Annotated in this window: 14 protein-coding genes; 2 read left to right on the top strand and 12 right to left on the bottom strand. The window is 49.8% G+C overall.

Going from position 1 to position 15,025, the window contains the following annotated elements:
• Positions 1-2: 2 nt before the first annotated feature.
• From AC812_RS15615 to ssnA, 11 genes are read right to left on the bottom strand one after another with little or no spacing between them, the layout of a single operon-like run.
• Positions 3-380, bottom strand: a complete 378-nt coding sequence (locus tag AC812_RS15615) for a hypothetical protein (protein ID WP_061916743.1) — start codon at positions 378-380, stop codon at positions 3-5.
• Positions 370-1,809, bottom strand: a complete 1,440-nt coding sequence (locus AC812_RS17320; protein ID WP_169787327.1) for an FAD binding domain-containing protein — start codon at positions 1,807-1,809, stop codon at positions 370-372. Before AC812_RS17320 ends, AC812_RS15615 begins: the two co-directional genes overlap by 11 nt.
• Before the next feature lie 10 nt (positions 1,810-1,819).
• Positions 1,820-2,611, bottom strand: a complete 792-nt coding sequence (locus AC812_RS15605) for an XdhC family protein (protein ID WP_061916744.1) — start codon at positions 2,609-2,611, stop codon at positions 1,820-1,822.
• A gap of 15 nt (positions 2,612-2,626) precedes the next feature.
• Positions 2,627-5,674: a molybdopterin-dependent oxidoreductase gene (locus tag AC812_RS15600; protein WP_061916747.1), complete on the bottom strand. Its 3,048-nt coding sequence runs from the start codon at positions 5,672-5,674 to the stop codon at positions 2,627-2,629.
• Positions 5,675-5,685: 11 nt separating this feature from the next.
• The gene (locus tag AC812_RS15595) at positions 5,686-6,447 is read right to left on the bottom strand and encodes an FAD binding domain-containing protein (RefSeq protein ID WP_061916750.1); all 762 of its coding nucleotides are present in this window, start codon (positions 6,445-6,447) and stop codon (positions 5,686-5,688) included.
• Between the two features lie 52 nt (positions 6,448-6,499).
• A complete protein-coding gene (locus AC812_RS15590; protein WP_061916753.1) occupies positions 6,500-7,498 on the bottom strand; it encodes an LLM class flavin-dependent oxidoreductase in 999 nt (332 codons plus the stop codon).
• A 28-nt stretch (positions 7,499-7,526) separates the two neighbouring features.
• Entirely contained in the window at positions 7,527-8,141 is a 615-nt protein-coding gene (cofC, locus tag AC812_RS15585; protein ID WP_061916756.1) for a 2-phospho-L-lactate guanylyltransferase, read from the bottom strand.
• 3 nt (positions 8,142-8,144) lie between these two features.
• Complete coding sequence (gene cofD, locus AC812_RS15580; protein WP_061916759.1) at positions 8,145-9,104, bottom strand: 2-phospho-L-lactate transferase; 960 nt, start codon at positions 9,102-9,104, stop codon at positions 8,145-8,147.
• A gap of 16 nt (positions 9,105-9,120) precedes the next feature.
• A complete protein-coding gene (cofE, locus tag AC812_RS15575) occupies positions 9,121-9,891 on the bottom strand; it encodes a coenzyme F420-0:L-glutamate ligase (RefSeq protein WP_061916762.1) in 771 nt (256 codons plus the stop codon).
• A gap of 9 nt (positions 9,892-9,900) precedes the next feature.
• A complete protein-coding gene (npdG, locus tag AC812_RS15570; protein WP_061916765.1) occupies positions 9,901-10,578 on the bottom strand; it encodes an NADPH-dependent F420 reductase in 678 nt (225 codons plus the stop codon).
• A 24-nt stretch (positions 10,579-10,602) separates the two neighbouring features.
• The gene (gene ssnA / locus AC812_RS15565; RefSeq protein ID WP_061916768.1) at positions 10,603-11,958 is read right to left on the bottom strand and encodes a putative aminohydrolase SsnA; all 1,356 of its coding nucleotides are present in this window, start codon (positions 11,956-11,958) and stop codon (positions 10,603-10,605) included.
• A 334-nt stretch (positions 11,959-12,292) separates the two neighbouring features.
• On the opposite strand from ssnA, the gene AC812_RS15560 reads away from it, so the two are divergent.
• The gene (locus AC812_RS15560; protein WP_061916771.1) at positions 12,293-13,675 is read left to right on the top strand and encodes a dipeptidase; all 1,383 of its coding nucleotides are present in this window, start codon (positions 12,293-12,295) and stop codon (positions 13,673-13,675) included.
• An 18-nt stretch (positions 13,676-13,693) separates the two neighbouring features.
• Entirely contained in the window at positions 13,694-14,653 is a 960-nt protein-coding gene (locus AC812_RS15555; protein WP_082149093.1) for a DUF1385 domain-containing protein, read from the top strand.
• Here AC812_RS15555 and AC812_RS17315 read toward each other — a convergent pair.
• Positions 14,586-15,005 carry a secondary thiamine-phosphate synthase enzyme YjbQ gene (locus AC812_RS17315; protein ID WP_061916777.1) on the bottom strand — a complete coding sequence of 140 codons (420 nt, stop codon included), beginning with the start codon at positions 15,003-15,005 and terminating at the stop codon, positions 14,586-14,588. The two genes, AC812_RS15555 and AC812_RS17315, sit on opposite strands and share 68 nt — an antisense overlap.
• Between the last annotated feature and the right edge of the window lie 20 nt (positions 15,006-15,025).

The following is a 15,025-nucleotide window of genomic DNA, read 5'->3' as shown; positions in this document are numbered from 1 at the left end:
CTTCATCGCCGGTATTTTTTTCCACGATAACTGACAGGGGGTACATCATACGGACCATACCGAGAAGGTCCCAACAACCTGAACAAAACCATGCTGATAAATTGAAACAAGAAATAGAAGAGAAATGCCAAAATCAGGGTCATCCCTATTTTGACAAATAACAGAGGATCGGCTCCCGGAGCAAGCAAATCAACCGGGATAACAAACCATTTTTGGCGAGCGTTCTCTTCCAGCAAGGCAATTGTTCCAAAGTACCCCAAAATTGGCGTCAGGATGATCAGAATGAAGCCAACCCCCCGCCAAATCGGGTGGACATAATTGCGCGATTCGCGCATCATCTCTTGTTGCTTGGCTTGTAAATTTCCATATTTATTGGGCATGATTTTTTCCTCCCTTATTCGCCAACTGAGCAGCATCCTCTACGGCCTGAATAATTTTATAATAACCCGTACATCGGCACAAATTTCCGGTCATTGCCTGCCGAATTTCCTCTTGAGTAGGTGTCGGGCGCTCTTCAAGCAATTTGGCTGCCGACATCAAGAAACCCGGAGTGCAATAACCGCACTGAACAGCTCCATCCTGGACAAAGGCCTTTTGAACCGGATGAAGAGTTCCGTCACTGGCTAACCCTTCAACCGTGATGATCTGCGCGCCATGCGCACGGGTAGCGGGCACCATGCAGCTCATCACCGCAGTACCATCCAGAAAAACGGTACACGCTCCGCACTCTCCCTCGGCACAACCCTCTTTACTTCCAATCAGACCAACATCCTCGCGGATAAACCTCAAGAGTGATTTCTGATGCCCGCCTCGAATGGAATAAGGTTTACCATTGATGGTTGTTTCAATAGGCACACCTTCTTCATGGAGAATGGAGTGATCCAAATGTCCTCGTGGAGGATTTTCGCTTCCCCATAACAACACCGGGCGCTGTGGAAACCCTTCCCTTTCTCGGTGGGCAGCCAACGCCGTCAAAGATCGTCGGGTGATCACCCCTACTATCCTGCGGCGGTATTCAGCGGAGCCGCGCACATCCGAAATAGGCCGGGCGGCTTTCATGGTTAATTGCCCAGCCTGTTGAATCACTTCCGGTGAGAGGGATTTACCAACTAAATATTCTTCCGCCTCTGGCGCGTGAATAATGGTAGGAGCCACTGCCCCCAAAGTGATACTGGCTTTTGAAACTCGCTCTCCGTCAAAAGTCAAAATCACGGCAACATTCACCAGAGAAATCGCTTGCGCCCGGCGAAGAGCATACTTAATAAACATCCCCCGTTCATCAGGCTTGAGGGCAGGGAAAGCAATATCCACCAACATCTCGTCGGGCTGCAAATCCACCCGTCGAACCCCCTGATAAAATTTTTCCAGCGGAAGTGTACGAGTTCCCTTCAAGGATTGGAGGGTAATACGCGCCCCCAAAGCCATCAAGGGAGTAATCGTGTCATTAGCCGGAGAAGCAGTGATCAAATTGCCGGCAATCGTTCCGCGGTTGCGAATTTGTGGAGAACCGACTTCCCAGGCTGCCTGTGCAAGCGGGAATGCCAGATCCACAATCATTTTTGAAGCAACACAATGATTGTGGGTCACTAATGGGCCAAGATGAATCCACCCATCTTCATCCAGAATAATTTGATCCTGATTAGGGATGCGTGAAACATCCACCAGCGTTTCAATGCCATGGCGCACCCCCCGTTCTATCTCTAAAATCAAATCGGTTGCTCCGGCAATGATCCGCGCTTTCTCCTTTTTTTCTGCGAGGAGGTTTAAAACTTCTTCAATTGATACTGCACTGAAAACGTTCTTCCACATGGACGCCCTCCTAAATCCGCATCCTCTCTCCACTTCCGCCGTTCCGTAGCATGATAATTTCTGCCATGATGCTGACCGCAATTTCCTCCGGAGTCTCTGCATTTAATTCTAAGCCCATTGGTGAATGGACGCGATTGAGTAATTCCTCAGAAACTCCTTTTTCAAGCAAAGCTTTACGGGTTACCAGCCAACGTCGTTTTGAACCGATCACACCAATGTAGGCTGCCTCGGTATGAAGCAGTGGTTCCAAACCCTCCACATCAATGTTACTACCGCGGGTCGTCAACACCAGATAGGTATAGGGAGTGATTTTTAAGTGCTGAGGTAATTCCGCCATTTTCACCGGGAAAAATAAATCCGCTCCGGGGTTCGCTTCCGGGGTACAGAACTCCGGACGGTCATCACTCACAGCCACCGTGAATCCCAGCCACTTGGCAAGATGTACAACCGCCCTGCCGACATGTCCACCGCCGATTACAACCAGAGTGGGCTTGGGTAAGATTGGTTCCACGTACACCTCCAGCGTCCCACCGCAAACTCCCGGATCGCCTTGTTCTGGATCAACCATATTGTAGCGGAGGTTGCGTATTTTTCCATCCTTCAAGGATTGAAGAGCCTCCTGGATCACCCGATTTTCCACCTCTCCGCCCCCCACTGTCCCAATGAAGGATCCATCCGGGAAAACAAGCATTTTGCTGCCTTCGTGGCGCGGCACCGATCCGCTGGTTTCAATAATCGTACATACGGCAGCCGCATTCCCTTCCTCAATTATTTTGGCAATTTCACGATAAATAGCCAGCATTTTTCCTCACCCATTTTAATGATGATCTGCAACAGATTGTTTTTCCTTAAGAGCCCGCCAGAGACGTTCGGGTGTGATGGGATTTTCAAAGACATCCGCACCGCAAGCATCTAAAACGGCATTACCAACCGCCGGGGCAACCCCATCCATGGGAATTTCCGCAACAGCCTTGACCCCAAACGGGTGAGAAGGTTCATAAGTCTGCACAAACACCGTTTCCAACTTTGGCATTTCGTTTGCACGGAAGATATGATAATCCACCAAATCCTTCTCACGCGCCCGACCGTATTGATCATAAACCATTTCTTCACATACGGCATATCCCAGCGCCTGCGTCATTCCTCCCTCAATTTGACCCGAAGCCGTCACCGGGTTGACAATGACACCCGAATCCACAGCCATCACCAAACGATCAACGGTAATTTGCCCGGTTTCAACATCCACTGTTACTTCGGCAAATTGAGCCGCAAATGGCGGGGGTGAAACCGGCGAATAATACGAACCAATCCCCATAATCTGTTCCTGATCCGTGTGATGCAGAGCATTCAAGGCAACCTGAGCCAGGGTGACGTATTCCCCGCCAGGGGCAATCGCTTTACGATCTTCGAGCAAAATATCTTCAGGCGAAACCTGAACACTGGGATGCTGTTCCTTTATCATTCGGGCAGCTCGTTTTTTGATTTTTTCAGCAACATCTTCAGCTGCCTTGACGACTGCTGCACCGGATATGTAAGTCGTTGAAGAGGCATAAGCCCCTTTGTCGAAGGGGGTGAAGTCTGTGTCCGATGAATAGACGATGATATCATCCACCGGCACACCCAGCACCTCAGCCGCCATTTGTGCCAGAACCGTGTCCGAGCCGGTGCCGAGATCGGTTGCCCCAACCAGAAGGTTGAATGATCCATCGTCGTTCATCTTGATACTGGCACCGCCCATGTCCAGATAGGGAATCGCCGTACCCTGCATGACCAGCGCAACACCGATCCCGCGCCGTAAATAGGGTTTACCCGCCACCACATGCCATTCGGGATTGCCAAATTTTTGATCCCAGCCGATGACGGCCTTTCCCTGGCGGACACATTCTTCCAGCCCAACCGTTTGAATAATTTCCGGGCGTGGTTCACGGCCTTCACTCCATGCCGTGCTAAAAGGATGCAATTCACCTTCGCGGATGGCATTTTTTAACCGGAAGGCAATCGGATCAAGCCCCAGGTCTCGACTGATCCGCTCCATGTGCCTTTCAACCGGCCAGAATCCCTGCGGTACACCATAACCCCGGTAAGCCCCGGCCGGTGGGGTATTGGTATAAACAACATCCGCATAGAAACGGATATTCGGGGATTTACGATATGGGCCATCTCCGACATACAATGCCATAGATTTGTGACCGGTATTTCCGGTGACCGTCAAACCATGACAGCCGTACGCACCGGTATCCGAAAGCACCCGCATTTCATTGGCGGTTATTGTGCCATCCATCTTTACGCCTGTTTTCATACGGATTCGCATGGGATGGCGGGATCGAGCAGCGATGAACTCCTCTTCACGGGTGTATTCATACAACACGGGTCTTCCGGTAGCAATGGTCAAATGAGCAGCAACATCCTCGATCAGAACTTCCTGTTTTCCACCAAAACCGCCACCAATGCGTGGTTTAATGACTCGAATCCGTTTTACCGGCAGCCCCAGCACAGGCGCCAAAATTCTCCTGACGTGGAATGGCACCTGCGTGCTGGTGCGAATCACCAGACGATCATCCTCATCCCAGTAGGTTACAACCACATGCGGCTCAATATGGGCTTGCTGCACTTTTGGAACAACATACTCGGCTTCATAAATTCGATCGGCTTCTTCAAATCCTTTTTCAACGTCCCCAATATCAATGTGAATTTGTGCTGCCAGATTTCTTTGTGGATTCGACTCTCCGAAATTGACGTATTCCGGTTCGTCGTGGATAATCGGCGCATTGGGTTTCATGGCATCACGGGCATCCAGAATTGCCGGCAGGGGTTCGTATTCAACTTCAATCAGATTGAGTGCCTGTTCAGCAATTTCCTCAGTTTCGGCGGCAACAAACGCCACCCGGTCGCCCACAAAACGCACCTTTGAATCCAGTGAAAAAGTATCTAATGGGCCGGGTATCGGATCCGACTGACCAGCGGTTGAGTAAACCACCCGCGGTATATCTTTGTAACATAGCACCGCTGCCACACCCGGTAATGCCCGGGCTTTACTTAGATCAATGTGCTTGATACGGGCATGAGCCACCGGACTGTGCAGTACTTTGGCAATCAGCATGCCGCGTTTTTCCATGTCCGCTGCAAACGCAGGCTTTCCCTGTACCAGCTTGATGGCATCTACTTTTAATTCAGGCTTTCCAACTCGCGAAAGAGTCTTTTGGCGAACCTCAGGTGTAATGAACATGCGCGGCATGAAGACCTTACGGCGGGTAAGCACCAATTTTTCAGGTGAACCGAAGTCGCCGGCTGGCGCAGGTGATTGGTCTGCTCCCGAAGGCCAATCCACAGGTAAAGGAACACCCGTATCCTCGATCCAATCCTGCTCGTCCACTTCTCCCCGCAAAATCGAAGCCGCCTTGAGAATGGCCTGGACAGGTTTCAAGTAACCGGTACAACGACAGAGGATTCCAGCGATGGCTTCCCGCACTTCCTCTTCACTGGGATTGGGATTTTTTTCCAGCAAGGCTTTTGCGGCCAGAGCAAAGGCGGGGGTACAATATCCACATTGGATAGCACCGCTTTCCACCAGCGCCTGTTGAATGGGGTGTAATCCGGCGGTCTTCTTCCAGCCCTGATCGGGATGTTCTCCCATTCCTTCAATGGTCTGTACATGGCAGCCTTCCACCTGCACAGTCAACAGAGAGCAAGAATTGACTGGCTTCCCATCTAGCAGTACGGTACATGCACCGCACTCGCCCTTTTCACATCCACCAAATTTAACCCCAAAATATCCTTCACGCCGCAGGGAGGCCAACAAAGTCTCACCATCGGCAACTTCCCAGTGTTGAACAATTCCGTTGAGAGCAAAGGAAACTTTCTTCATTGCCTGGCTCCTCATTTACTCTGAAGACCTGACGAAATTCGATCCATGATTCGGCGTACGAACACTTGACCTACTGCTTGCCGATATTCCGCGGTTGCCCATTCATCTCCACTGGCACTCAAAGCATTCCTGACCGCTTCAATCACCCCGCCGTCTTCCGGGCCATCCAAAACAAGCAACGGGGCACTCCCATAACCTCCGGCAGCAACTCTGATTCTTCCCGAAGGCCAGCGAGCAGCCGCAATGGCCAGAATCGGCTGATCCATCGGCGTTCTTGCTACTTGTTCATAATCCATCACAAGATTTAAATTCAATTGAATTGCGTGGATCCAAAACCCACGCGGTTGCCGCAATGAAAACCAATCACCAATGGACTGAGTCTCCTGATTAGGATGCCAGATCAACTTTGCGTCCATGGCCATTAAGGCAATTGCCAGTGGCGATCGTCCATCTGCTGAAACAACATAACCTCCCAGCGTGACCTGATTCCGAAGATTCAAGGTTGCCGATTTTCGGATAACCTCTTTAAGGGTTGCATGGGCAAACTCCGATTCCAGAAGTTGTTGCAAAGTTACGGTTGCTCCAATGTCCGCTCTTTGCCCAACTACCTCAATCCGATTCAGCCCTAAATCCCGTAAATCCACAACACACAGGTCTTCTTTGGATCGGCTGAGCAAACTACCACCACCCAGGGGTACATACTTTTTATCACCCATTTTGAATAATTGTTCCGCTTCCGAAAGCGTCTTTGGGCGATAGTATTCTTTGATCATTGAATCAACCTCCAGATCAGGAAAAACACCTAAAAGAGGGAAAACAACGCTATTATTGCTGGGCAAATGTGTCAATCAAGAGTTTGACATCACCACCCACCGGGTAAAGAATCGGGCAGGTGCAGCCGTATTTGCGATACTCATCCACTTTTGCGCGCGCTTCCTCGGGCGTTCCGGAAGCGGTAATTTGGTGGATCAAGTCTTCCGGCACGAGATGTTTTGCCTTTTGAATCTGCTCATGGGTTGCCGGCCATCCCAATATGGATTGAATCTCAGCCACTACATCCTGGGATACACCCGAAGCCTTGGCAATATGTGGTTGTTGAGCCAGATACTGTGTCAGCAATTCACGGGTGGTATCAATCGCTTTTTCGCGGTCGTGATCAACCGAGCAAACCACCAGCTGAGGTCGGTCAAGGTCATCCAGCGTGCGTCCTGACTTCTTTGCACCTTTTTCCAGCAATTCCAATGCGCGAATGTTATATTCGGGCGGCACACAGTAATTCAACACGGCTCCATCCGCAATTTCCCCTGTCAATTCCATCATTTGATCGCCGGTTGCACCAATCATGATCGGCACATTTCTGGGTTCACGCCGACCGTGCACCACATCCAATTCAATCCCCTCGACATGCACAAACTCACCATGGAAGGTAACCCGTTCCATATTCAATAACCGGCGCAAAACGATCACCGTTTCCCGCATGGCGGTCAGTGGTTTTCGCCTCTCGATACCCACATTCTTTGCCAAGGGATCCCACCATGCCCCAATGCCACAGATGATCCGATTCGGGGCAAGGTCATCCAGAGTCAAAAATGTGGCAGCCAGCAGGCCGATATTGCGAGTCCAGTTGTTGATGACCCCTGAACCCACTTTAATCCGCTCCGTTACGGCTGCATATGCTGCCATGGGAACAATCGCATCCCTCACCAAACGGCTCTCTGCCTGCCAAACCGCTTCAAAACCGCGTTTTTCGGCGTATTTGACGTACTCAAGGCCGTCCCGCAAATCGTGGGCATCCTGCAAATAAAGCGCTACTCTTTCGGACATGGTTTCCTCCCGGTGAAAAAAATTTTTCTCAAGGTTCAATTTGCATGGCTTCGATTTGTTTTAGCAAGTCCAAATCTTCGGGTAAGTCCAAATCCAAGCTCAAGGTGGAAAGCTGACAAACTTCCACCCGAACCCCCTTCAACCGTGCCTGTTCTACATGCTGATGAAAAGAGCCCGGCCCGTAGCGATATTCGATAATCCCCGCCGGATTCATGTAAAGAGCGTTAGTGCCATCGTTACGTCGGTCAGGCGAGATTACGACAACCGGTGGATTTTTAGCACGCTGAAGAATTCGGTGAATATCGCTCACAGAGAGCAGCGGCAGGTCAGCCGGCAAAATCAGAATTTCCTGTGCAGCATACATTTGTGCAACAACCGTTGCACGTTGCAAAGCAGTGTTCAACTCTGGCTGGCCATCCTCCTGAACCGTTCTGGCTTTATATTCCCTGGCCAGTGATAAAGCCGCGGGGTCGCGGCTGACCACCAGAATCTGGTCAATTTCCTCGACCTCCTGTAAAGTGCGCAAGGTGCTGCTCAACATCGTAAAATTTAATAACGCCCGTTCGTCTTCCGATAATACACTTGCAAGACGTGATTTACCGCGACGCAGGGGTTTCACGGGGACAATTGCCCACAGGCCCATTCGTCAAAACTCCCTTCTTGGCATCTGATTTGGATTGCGGTCTTGGCTGAATGTGAGGATTTCTCGCGCCAAACTGAGACGATCCTGCTCATTTTGCATGATCGTTTGTGTACTTAATACCATTATACCTGACGACATCAGGGTTGATTCAAATCCTCGGTCTAATTCATCCATGACCAACCCCCACAGCAAGGTACTGTAATGTTGAGCGACTGCCACAGGGGAAGGTTCAATCCCCATTTCACGATACATTTTTGCAGCCGGGCCTTTGAGGGTTTGCCCTTGAATAATCGGTGATACCGCAACCGCCTTTTGGGATTGGATCATTGAGGCAATCCCATTGACCGATAAGATGGGTTGAATACTTACCCAAGGGTTGGAAGGTGCAATCACAATCAAATCACTGTCCTCTAATGCTTCCAAAACACCTGCGGCCGGTAATGCCTGCTCAATCCCTTCAAATGCAATCTTTTGAATAGTAGGTCGGCAGGCATGGCGGACAAAATAATTTTGAAAGTCAAGCCAGCCATATTCACGGGTATCCACCATCGTACGCACCGGATCATCGCTCATGGGCAACACCCGTGCTTTGATCCCCCAGGTGCTGCAGAAAGCGGTCACCACATCGCTCAATCGCTGACCCTCGCTTAGGCGACGGGTTCGCTCAAGGTGAGTGGCAAGGTCTTTATCCCCCAAACGAAACCACGTCGGTCCGCCCAGTTCGCCAACACACCGCAGCACTTCATAGGTTTCGTCTTTGCGTCCCCAGCCAGTTTGAGGATTAGCCAACCCTGCCAGCGTATAACAAACCGTATCCAGATCTGGGCAAATCCTCAAGCCAAAGTGGTCAAAATCATCTCCGGTATTGACAATCACCGTCAGGTCAATTTCCGGCTGGCAAAGTGCAAAGCCATGCGCCAGTTTTGCGCCACCCACACCGCCTGCCAGAACCGTCACATTCATCAAGGAAACAACTCCCCTATCGGAACAAATCCAATTCAATCGGCCGGGGCAATTCTGCAAAACTGCCCTCTCGCAAGGGGTAGGGAAATCCCCTGACGTGAACGATTGGCGTTCGTTCATCCGCCTGACCCATCACCAGCGAAGCGGCTGCCGCCAGTTCATCAGCTGCTGCAACCTGAGTAATCCGCAGCTGGTAACCAAACATGTCGGTTTGTCCACGCAAATCAACCAGACCGGGCAATCCCGCAAGACCAATTGCCACACCAACCGTCCCCAACCGCCAGGCGCGCCCATGCGAGTCGATGATCAACACGCCAACTTTTACTCCCGCCCGCTTCTCAATTTCGGATCGGATTTGCTGCGCCGAACGATCCGGGTTTTCAGGAAGCAACAAAACCCACAGGTCGGGGTCACCGTAAGGGCCGCGCACATTCGAATGATCAATCCCGGCATTGGCACAAATAAAACCATGACGATGTTCAACAATAATTGTTCCGGGCCGCTTGCGAATCACCTGGCGCGATTCACGCAGTACCAATTCGATAAAACGGGCATCTTTCTCAACCTCTGCCGCGATTTGAATAGCCTGATCGGAAGGCTGTACCTCGGGTAAATACACCAGCCGGCCCTCGGCTTTGGAAATTATCTTTTGGGCAAATACGAGAATATCCCCATCCAATAATGGAATATTCTCGTGTTTTAGAGCATCAAATGTAATTTTTGCCAGATCATCTCCAGCTTGAATAAGTGGAATTCCTGCGAGCGGAGTCAACTCCAGCTTTTTCATGCGATAGCCTTATGACTTTCGGGGTATGCCGGTAATCCGAATACCTGACGAGGGCACACCATATTGTTTATTCAACCCAATCAGGATCGAGGTTAACCCCTCAACAACCACGGCATTTTCGACCGGACCCGCATTCCAACCAACCAAACCGGCATCTTCAACCAGCTGTAAAACGACCTCCCGGGCTTCTTTGTTGCCGCCGCACACCAGAACATCACATTCTACTTCCTCGTCGTTGAGGAGATGTTCATACGAGATATTTTGAAATGCAGCCACGACCTGCACATCTTCTCCCATAATTTTTTGCGCCTGCTGGGTTGCACTTCCTTCAGGTGGCATTTGAACGCGGGTAACCTTCGGCGGTACCAGTGGCACGGTTACATCAATGATAATTTTGCCCTGGGCAAAAGGTTTCATTCGCTCGCACATCTCAGCATGAGCAGCATATGGAACCGTCAAGACCAGAATGTCGGATTCCTGAGCAGCTACCTCATTTGCTTCCCCGCGAACGAGATGATCGGCGCCCAGCAATTCCATGACTTCCTGGGCTGCTGCCTTTGCCTTCTCTTCCTGCCGCGAACCGATTGTAATGCGATGCCCCGCCTTTGCCCAACGGTAAGCCAATCCTTTGCCTTCTTTACCCGTTCCTCCAATGATTCCGATGGTATATGTTTTTTGTGGCGACATTGCTTATTAACTCCTCTGTTGTAATCAAGATACTTGAAAGAGGTTCTGAAACCGCTGCCAGGTTTGAGAAGATAGATGGCGAGCCTCGTAGGTAATTTTTTCCTCATCCAGTGTCAGCAGTTGGCGATTGCGCATCAGGAATTCACCTGCCACCATGGTAGAAGTCACCATGCTCTCATGAAAACCAAAAACAATGTGCCAGGGCAGATTTCCTTCGTTTAACTCGGTAAATGGATGATAGTCCACAAAGATCAGGTCAGCCTGTGCCCCTTCACAAATTACCCCAAGCGGCCCGATGTTAAATTGCTGCTCTGCGAGAGCCCGGTTGTTATAGACTGCCATTTCCACCACCGTGGTAGCCGGCATTCGCCGAGGATCACGATTCCACAACTTGTGGGCAAGGTAGGCTGTCTTCCACTCCTCCCACATCGCGTTGGAAAATCCGTCATTACCCAAACACACTCTAACACCGGCACGCAGCATCCCTTCCGGTTGCGACATCCCCACTGCATTGTTCATGTTGGAACGCGGTTGATGAGTAACCCATGTCTTGGTTTGCGCCAGCAAATCCACCTCACGAACATCCACATGCACAGCATGAACCGCAATACTTCGTTCACCCAGTATTCCATGGCGGTAAAGTCTGTCCACCACTCTTTCGCCGCACTTATACAAACTATCATATTCATCGGCTGGATCTTCGGCAACGTGGATATGAAACCCGACATCATCTGCTACTGCTTCGCGGCATTTTCTCAGGGTGTCTTCGGAAAGGGTCAAACTGGCATGTAAGCCAAACATCCCAGCCAGTTTCCCCGGCAGCGGATTGTTTCTTTTTATCAGATCAATAAATCGCAGATTTTCACGAATTCCTTCTTCAGCACCCTTCTCACCTTCGCGGTCGGTTACCTCATAACACAAAGAAGCCCGCACGCCGGCCTGAGCCACTGCTTGAGCAATCTCATCCAGCGATCCACGGATGGCGCTCGGCGAGGCGTGATGATCAATCAAAGTTGTTGTGCCATGCTTGACCGCATCAATCAAACACACCAATGCCGAGTACCTTACATCTTCCAAACTGAGTGATTTGTCCAGCGACCACCATAATTTTTCCAGAATCTCCGGAAAATCTTTTGCGGGCATGCCGGGAATGGCCATTCCGCGTGCAAATGCCCCATAAAAATGGGTGTGTGCGCAAATGTTACCAGGCATCACGTACTGTCCGCCAGCATCAACCACTTCTTCAGCAGGAAATGCTCGTTTAATATCTTCAAATTTTCCAATTTTTGTGATCACCCCATTTTGAATTAATAGAGCCATATCCTCAAGAATTTGATTGGGGTTCTGCCATGTTATGATCTTTCCATTTTTGATAATCATATCAACCTCACTCTCTGGAATGGGAGAATGAATTTAAAAAAACCGAAAGGAATCCCTTTCGGTTTGTTCAACTTTTTGACCGGAACAGGTACCGGGCAATGTTGTATTTTGGGGAGATCATTAAATCGGTATTTTTCATAGGATCGGTGGAGGAGGAGGGCGGCACTTTTCGACGGGCTGAACAAAATTACCCGACGCCAGTCAAGATTTCCTTGAACTGACCACCGAACCTTTTCACTTTTATTTTAGCAGAATTTTCGCGTGAAGCAATAATTCTTTCTGGATTGTGACTTTTATCATATAATCAAACCATCTTCTATCAGGAGCCATGGATATGAGCCACCGCCAAAAGGCACTCGAATATGCTAACACAATGCGGGAATCGTTTTTAGAACAGCTCAAAGATTTTGTTCGTATACCATCTATTTCGACCGACCCCGAAAAGAAAGCGGAGATGCAGGCTGCTGCTGAATGGATCACCGCCAAGTTAAGGGATTTAGGTTTAAGGGAGATTTCCATCATTCCCACCGAGGGTCATCCGGTAGTTTACGGCGAATGTCAATGTGCCGACCGGCCTAATGCGCCAACCGTTTTGATTTACGGACATTATGATGTTCAACCTTCCGAGCCTGATGACCTTTGGAAAAGCCCTCCCTTTGAGGCAACGGTACGCGGTGAAAATCTGTATGGGCGCGGTGCATCCGATATGAAAGGTCAGGTAGCTGCAACCCTTTTTGCCGTTGAATCGATTCTCAAAAACGGCAAAATGCCGGTCAACGTAAAATTCATGATAGAAGGAGAAGAGGAAATTGGTTCACCAAACTTAAACTCCTTCATGGAAAGCCATAAAGAGTTACTTGCTTGTGATGTTGCCCTTAATCCCGATTCAGGGATGATTGCAGCTGACCTACCCACCATTACATATGCATTACGCGGTTTAGCCTACTTTGAATTACGTGTATACGGCCCGGAACACGATCTTCATTCCGGTTTATTTGGTGGAGTTGTTCACAATCCTGCCCAGGTCATATCCGAGTTGATCGCCGGAATGCACGATCAGGATGGCAGAATTACACTACCCGGTTTTTATGACCGTGTTCGCCCCCTTTCCGAGGAGGAAAGAGCCGAACTGGCAAAACTGCCTATGGATGAGGAATACTACAAACGCCAAACCGGCGTCCCCGCCCTGTATGGTGAGAAAGGTTTTACGCCCGTTGAACGGGTTGGAGCCCGCCCCTCGCTTGACGTGAACGGCCTTTATTCTGGTTTTACGGGTCAAGGTCAAAAAACCGTCATTCCCTCGTGGGCTATGGCAAAAATTTCCACCCGCCTCGTGCCGGATCAAGACCCAGCGGCGGTATTTGACCAACTCAAACAATACTTGATGGAAAAAGCCCCTAAAACAGTTCGCTGGGAATTAATCCAGATGTCCTATGGAGCCGCATCAATTTCCGATATCCATCATCCGGCTACTCAGGCACTTGCCAATGCATTTGTCTCCGTTTGGGGCAAACCTCCTGTGTACAAAAGAGAAGGAGGCAGTATCCCGGTTGTTGGTAATATGCAGCGTATATTGGGAGTCGAATCGGTGTTGACCGGTTTTGGTTTGTCGGACGATAACATTCATGGCCCAAACGAAAAATTACACCTCCCCACCTGGTACAAGGGGATTCAAACTTTGGTCCATTTCTTTTACAATTATGGTGAACAGGGATAACCCAGAATCGGATCGCGTATGAGCACAGATAAATTAAAACTACCATCCTATGGAGGACAGGCCCTCATTGAAGGGGTTCTCATGCGCGGAAAATATGCATTGGCGGCAGCCATGCGTTCCCCCGATGGTCAGATCATCATTGAAACCGAGGAGTTGAAGGGAATTTATCAATCCTCATTGAGCAAAGTACCCTTCTTTCGCGGATTGATTCTTCTCTGGGATGCTTTGGGATTGGGGACTCGCTACCTGACCCGCTCGGCAAACTTGCAGGGTGGTGAAGAAGAAAAAATTGAAGGCATTTCTTTGTACCTTACCCTTGCCGCCTCTCTGGCAATCGCAATTGGTTTATTTTTTCTGACACCGGCTGCGATTGGTAAAGCAATTCAAAACCTGACGGGTATTTCATCTCTTGCCATGAACTTAATCGAGGGCGTTCTCCGGTTGGGAGGTGTCATTCTCTACATTTGGGGGATCGGTCGTATTCCGGATATCCAGCGGGTTTTTGCCTATCACGGAGCTGAGCATAAAACTATCAATGCCTTTGAAGCCGGAGCCGAGCTGACACCCGAAACGGTCAAGCAATACCCACTGGAGCACCCCCGTTGCGGAACTTCTTTCCTCTTGACTTTGATCATCCTCTCGGTTCTGGTCTTCTCGCTGGTAGGCAACCTGCCATTTGGATTATTGTTGCTTTCCAGAGTGCTGCTTATTCCTGTTTTAGCCATGCTGGCTTACGAATACATTCGTTTCACCGCAAACCATCTGGATCATCCATTAATTCGATGGATGATCCGCCCCAACCTGGCGCTTCAATCGCTGACGACACGAGAACCGGACTCTGCGATGCTGGAAGTCAGTATTGCCTCGTTCAATGCCATGCTTGAATTGGAGAAGAGTTTACAGGAGAAGATTATTCTCCCAAAACCTGAACCTTTAACCGTCTCCGGCGTGGGCGGATATCAAAATCCACCAGAATGATTTGCTGCCACGTCCCCAGCATCAATTGATGATTTTGAACTGGGATGGTCACAGACGCTCCGAGCAGTGCAGCCCGGATGTGACTGTGACCGTTTCCATCGCCCCAGCGGGCATTATGGGCATAATGTTCACCGGAGGGAGCGATGCGTTCAAATACCCTTTTTAAGTCTTGTAAACAACCCGGCTCGTATTCAATAGTTGTGACACCACTGGTGCTGGAAGGTGTAAAAATTAAACAAATTCCCACAGTAACTTCGGCTTCTTTGATAATTTCTTCCACCTTACCAGTCACATCAATGATATCTGTGTTCCCCCGAGTATCAATTTCAATTTCCTGCGTGTAAATTTTCATCATTTCCCTCCCCACACCGG

The organism is Bellilinea caldifistulae, from assembly GCF_001306055.1.
Lineage (GTDB): Bacteria > Chloroflexota > Anaerolineae > Anaerolineales > Anaerolineaceae > Bellilinea > Bellilinea caldifistulae.
This window is presented reverse-complemented; position numbering and strand designations above follow the sequence as displayed.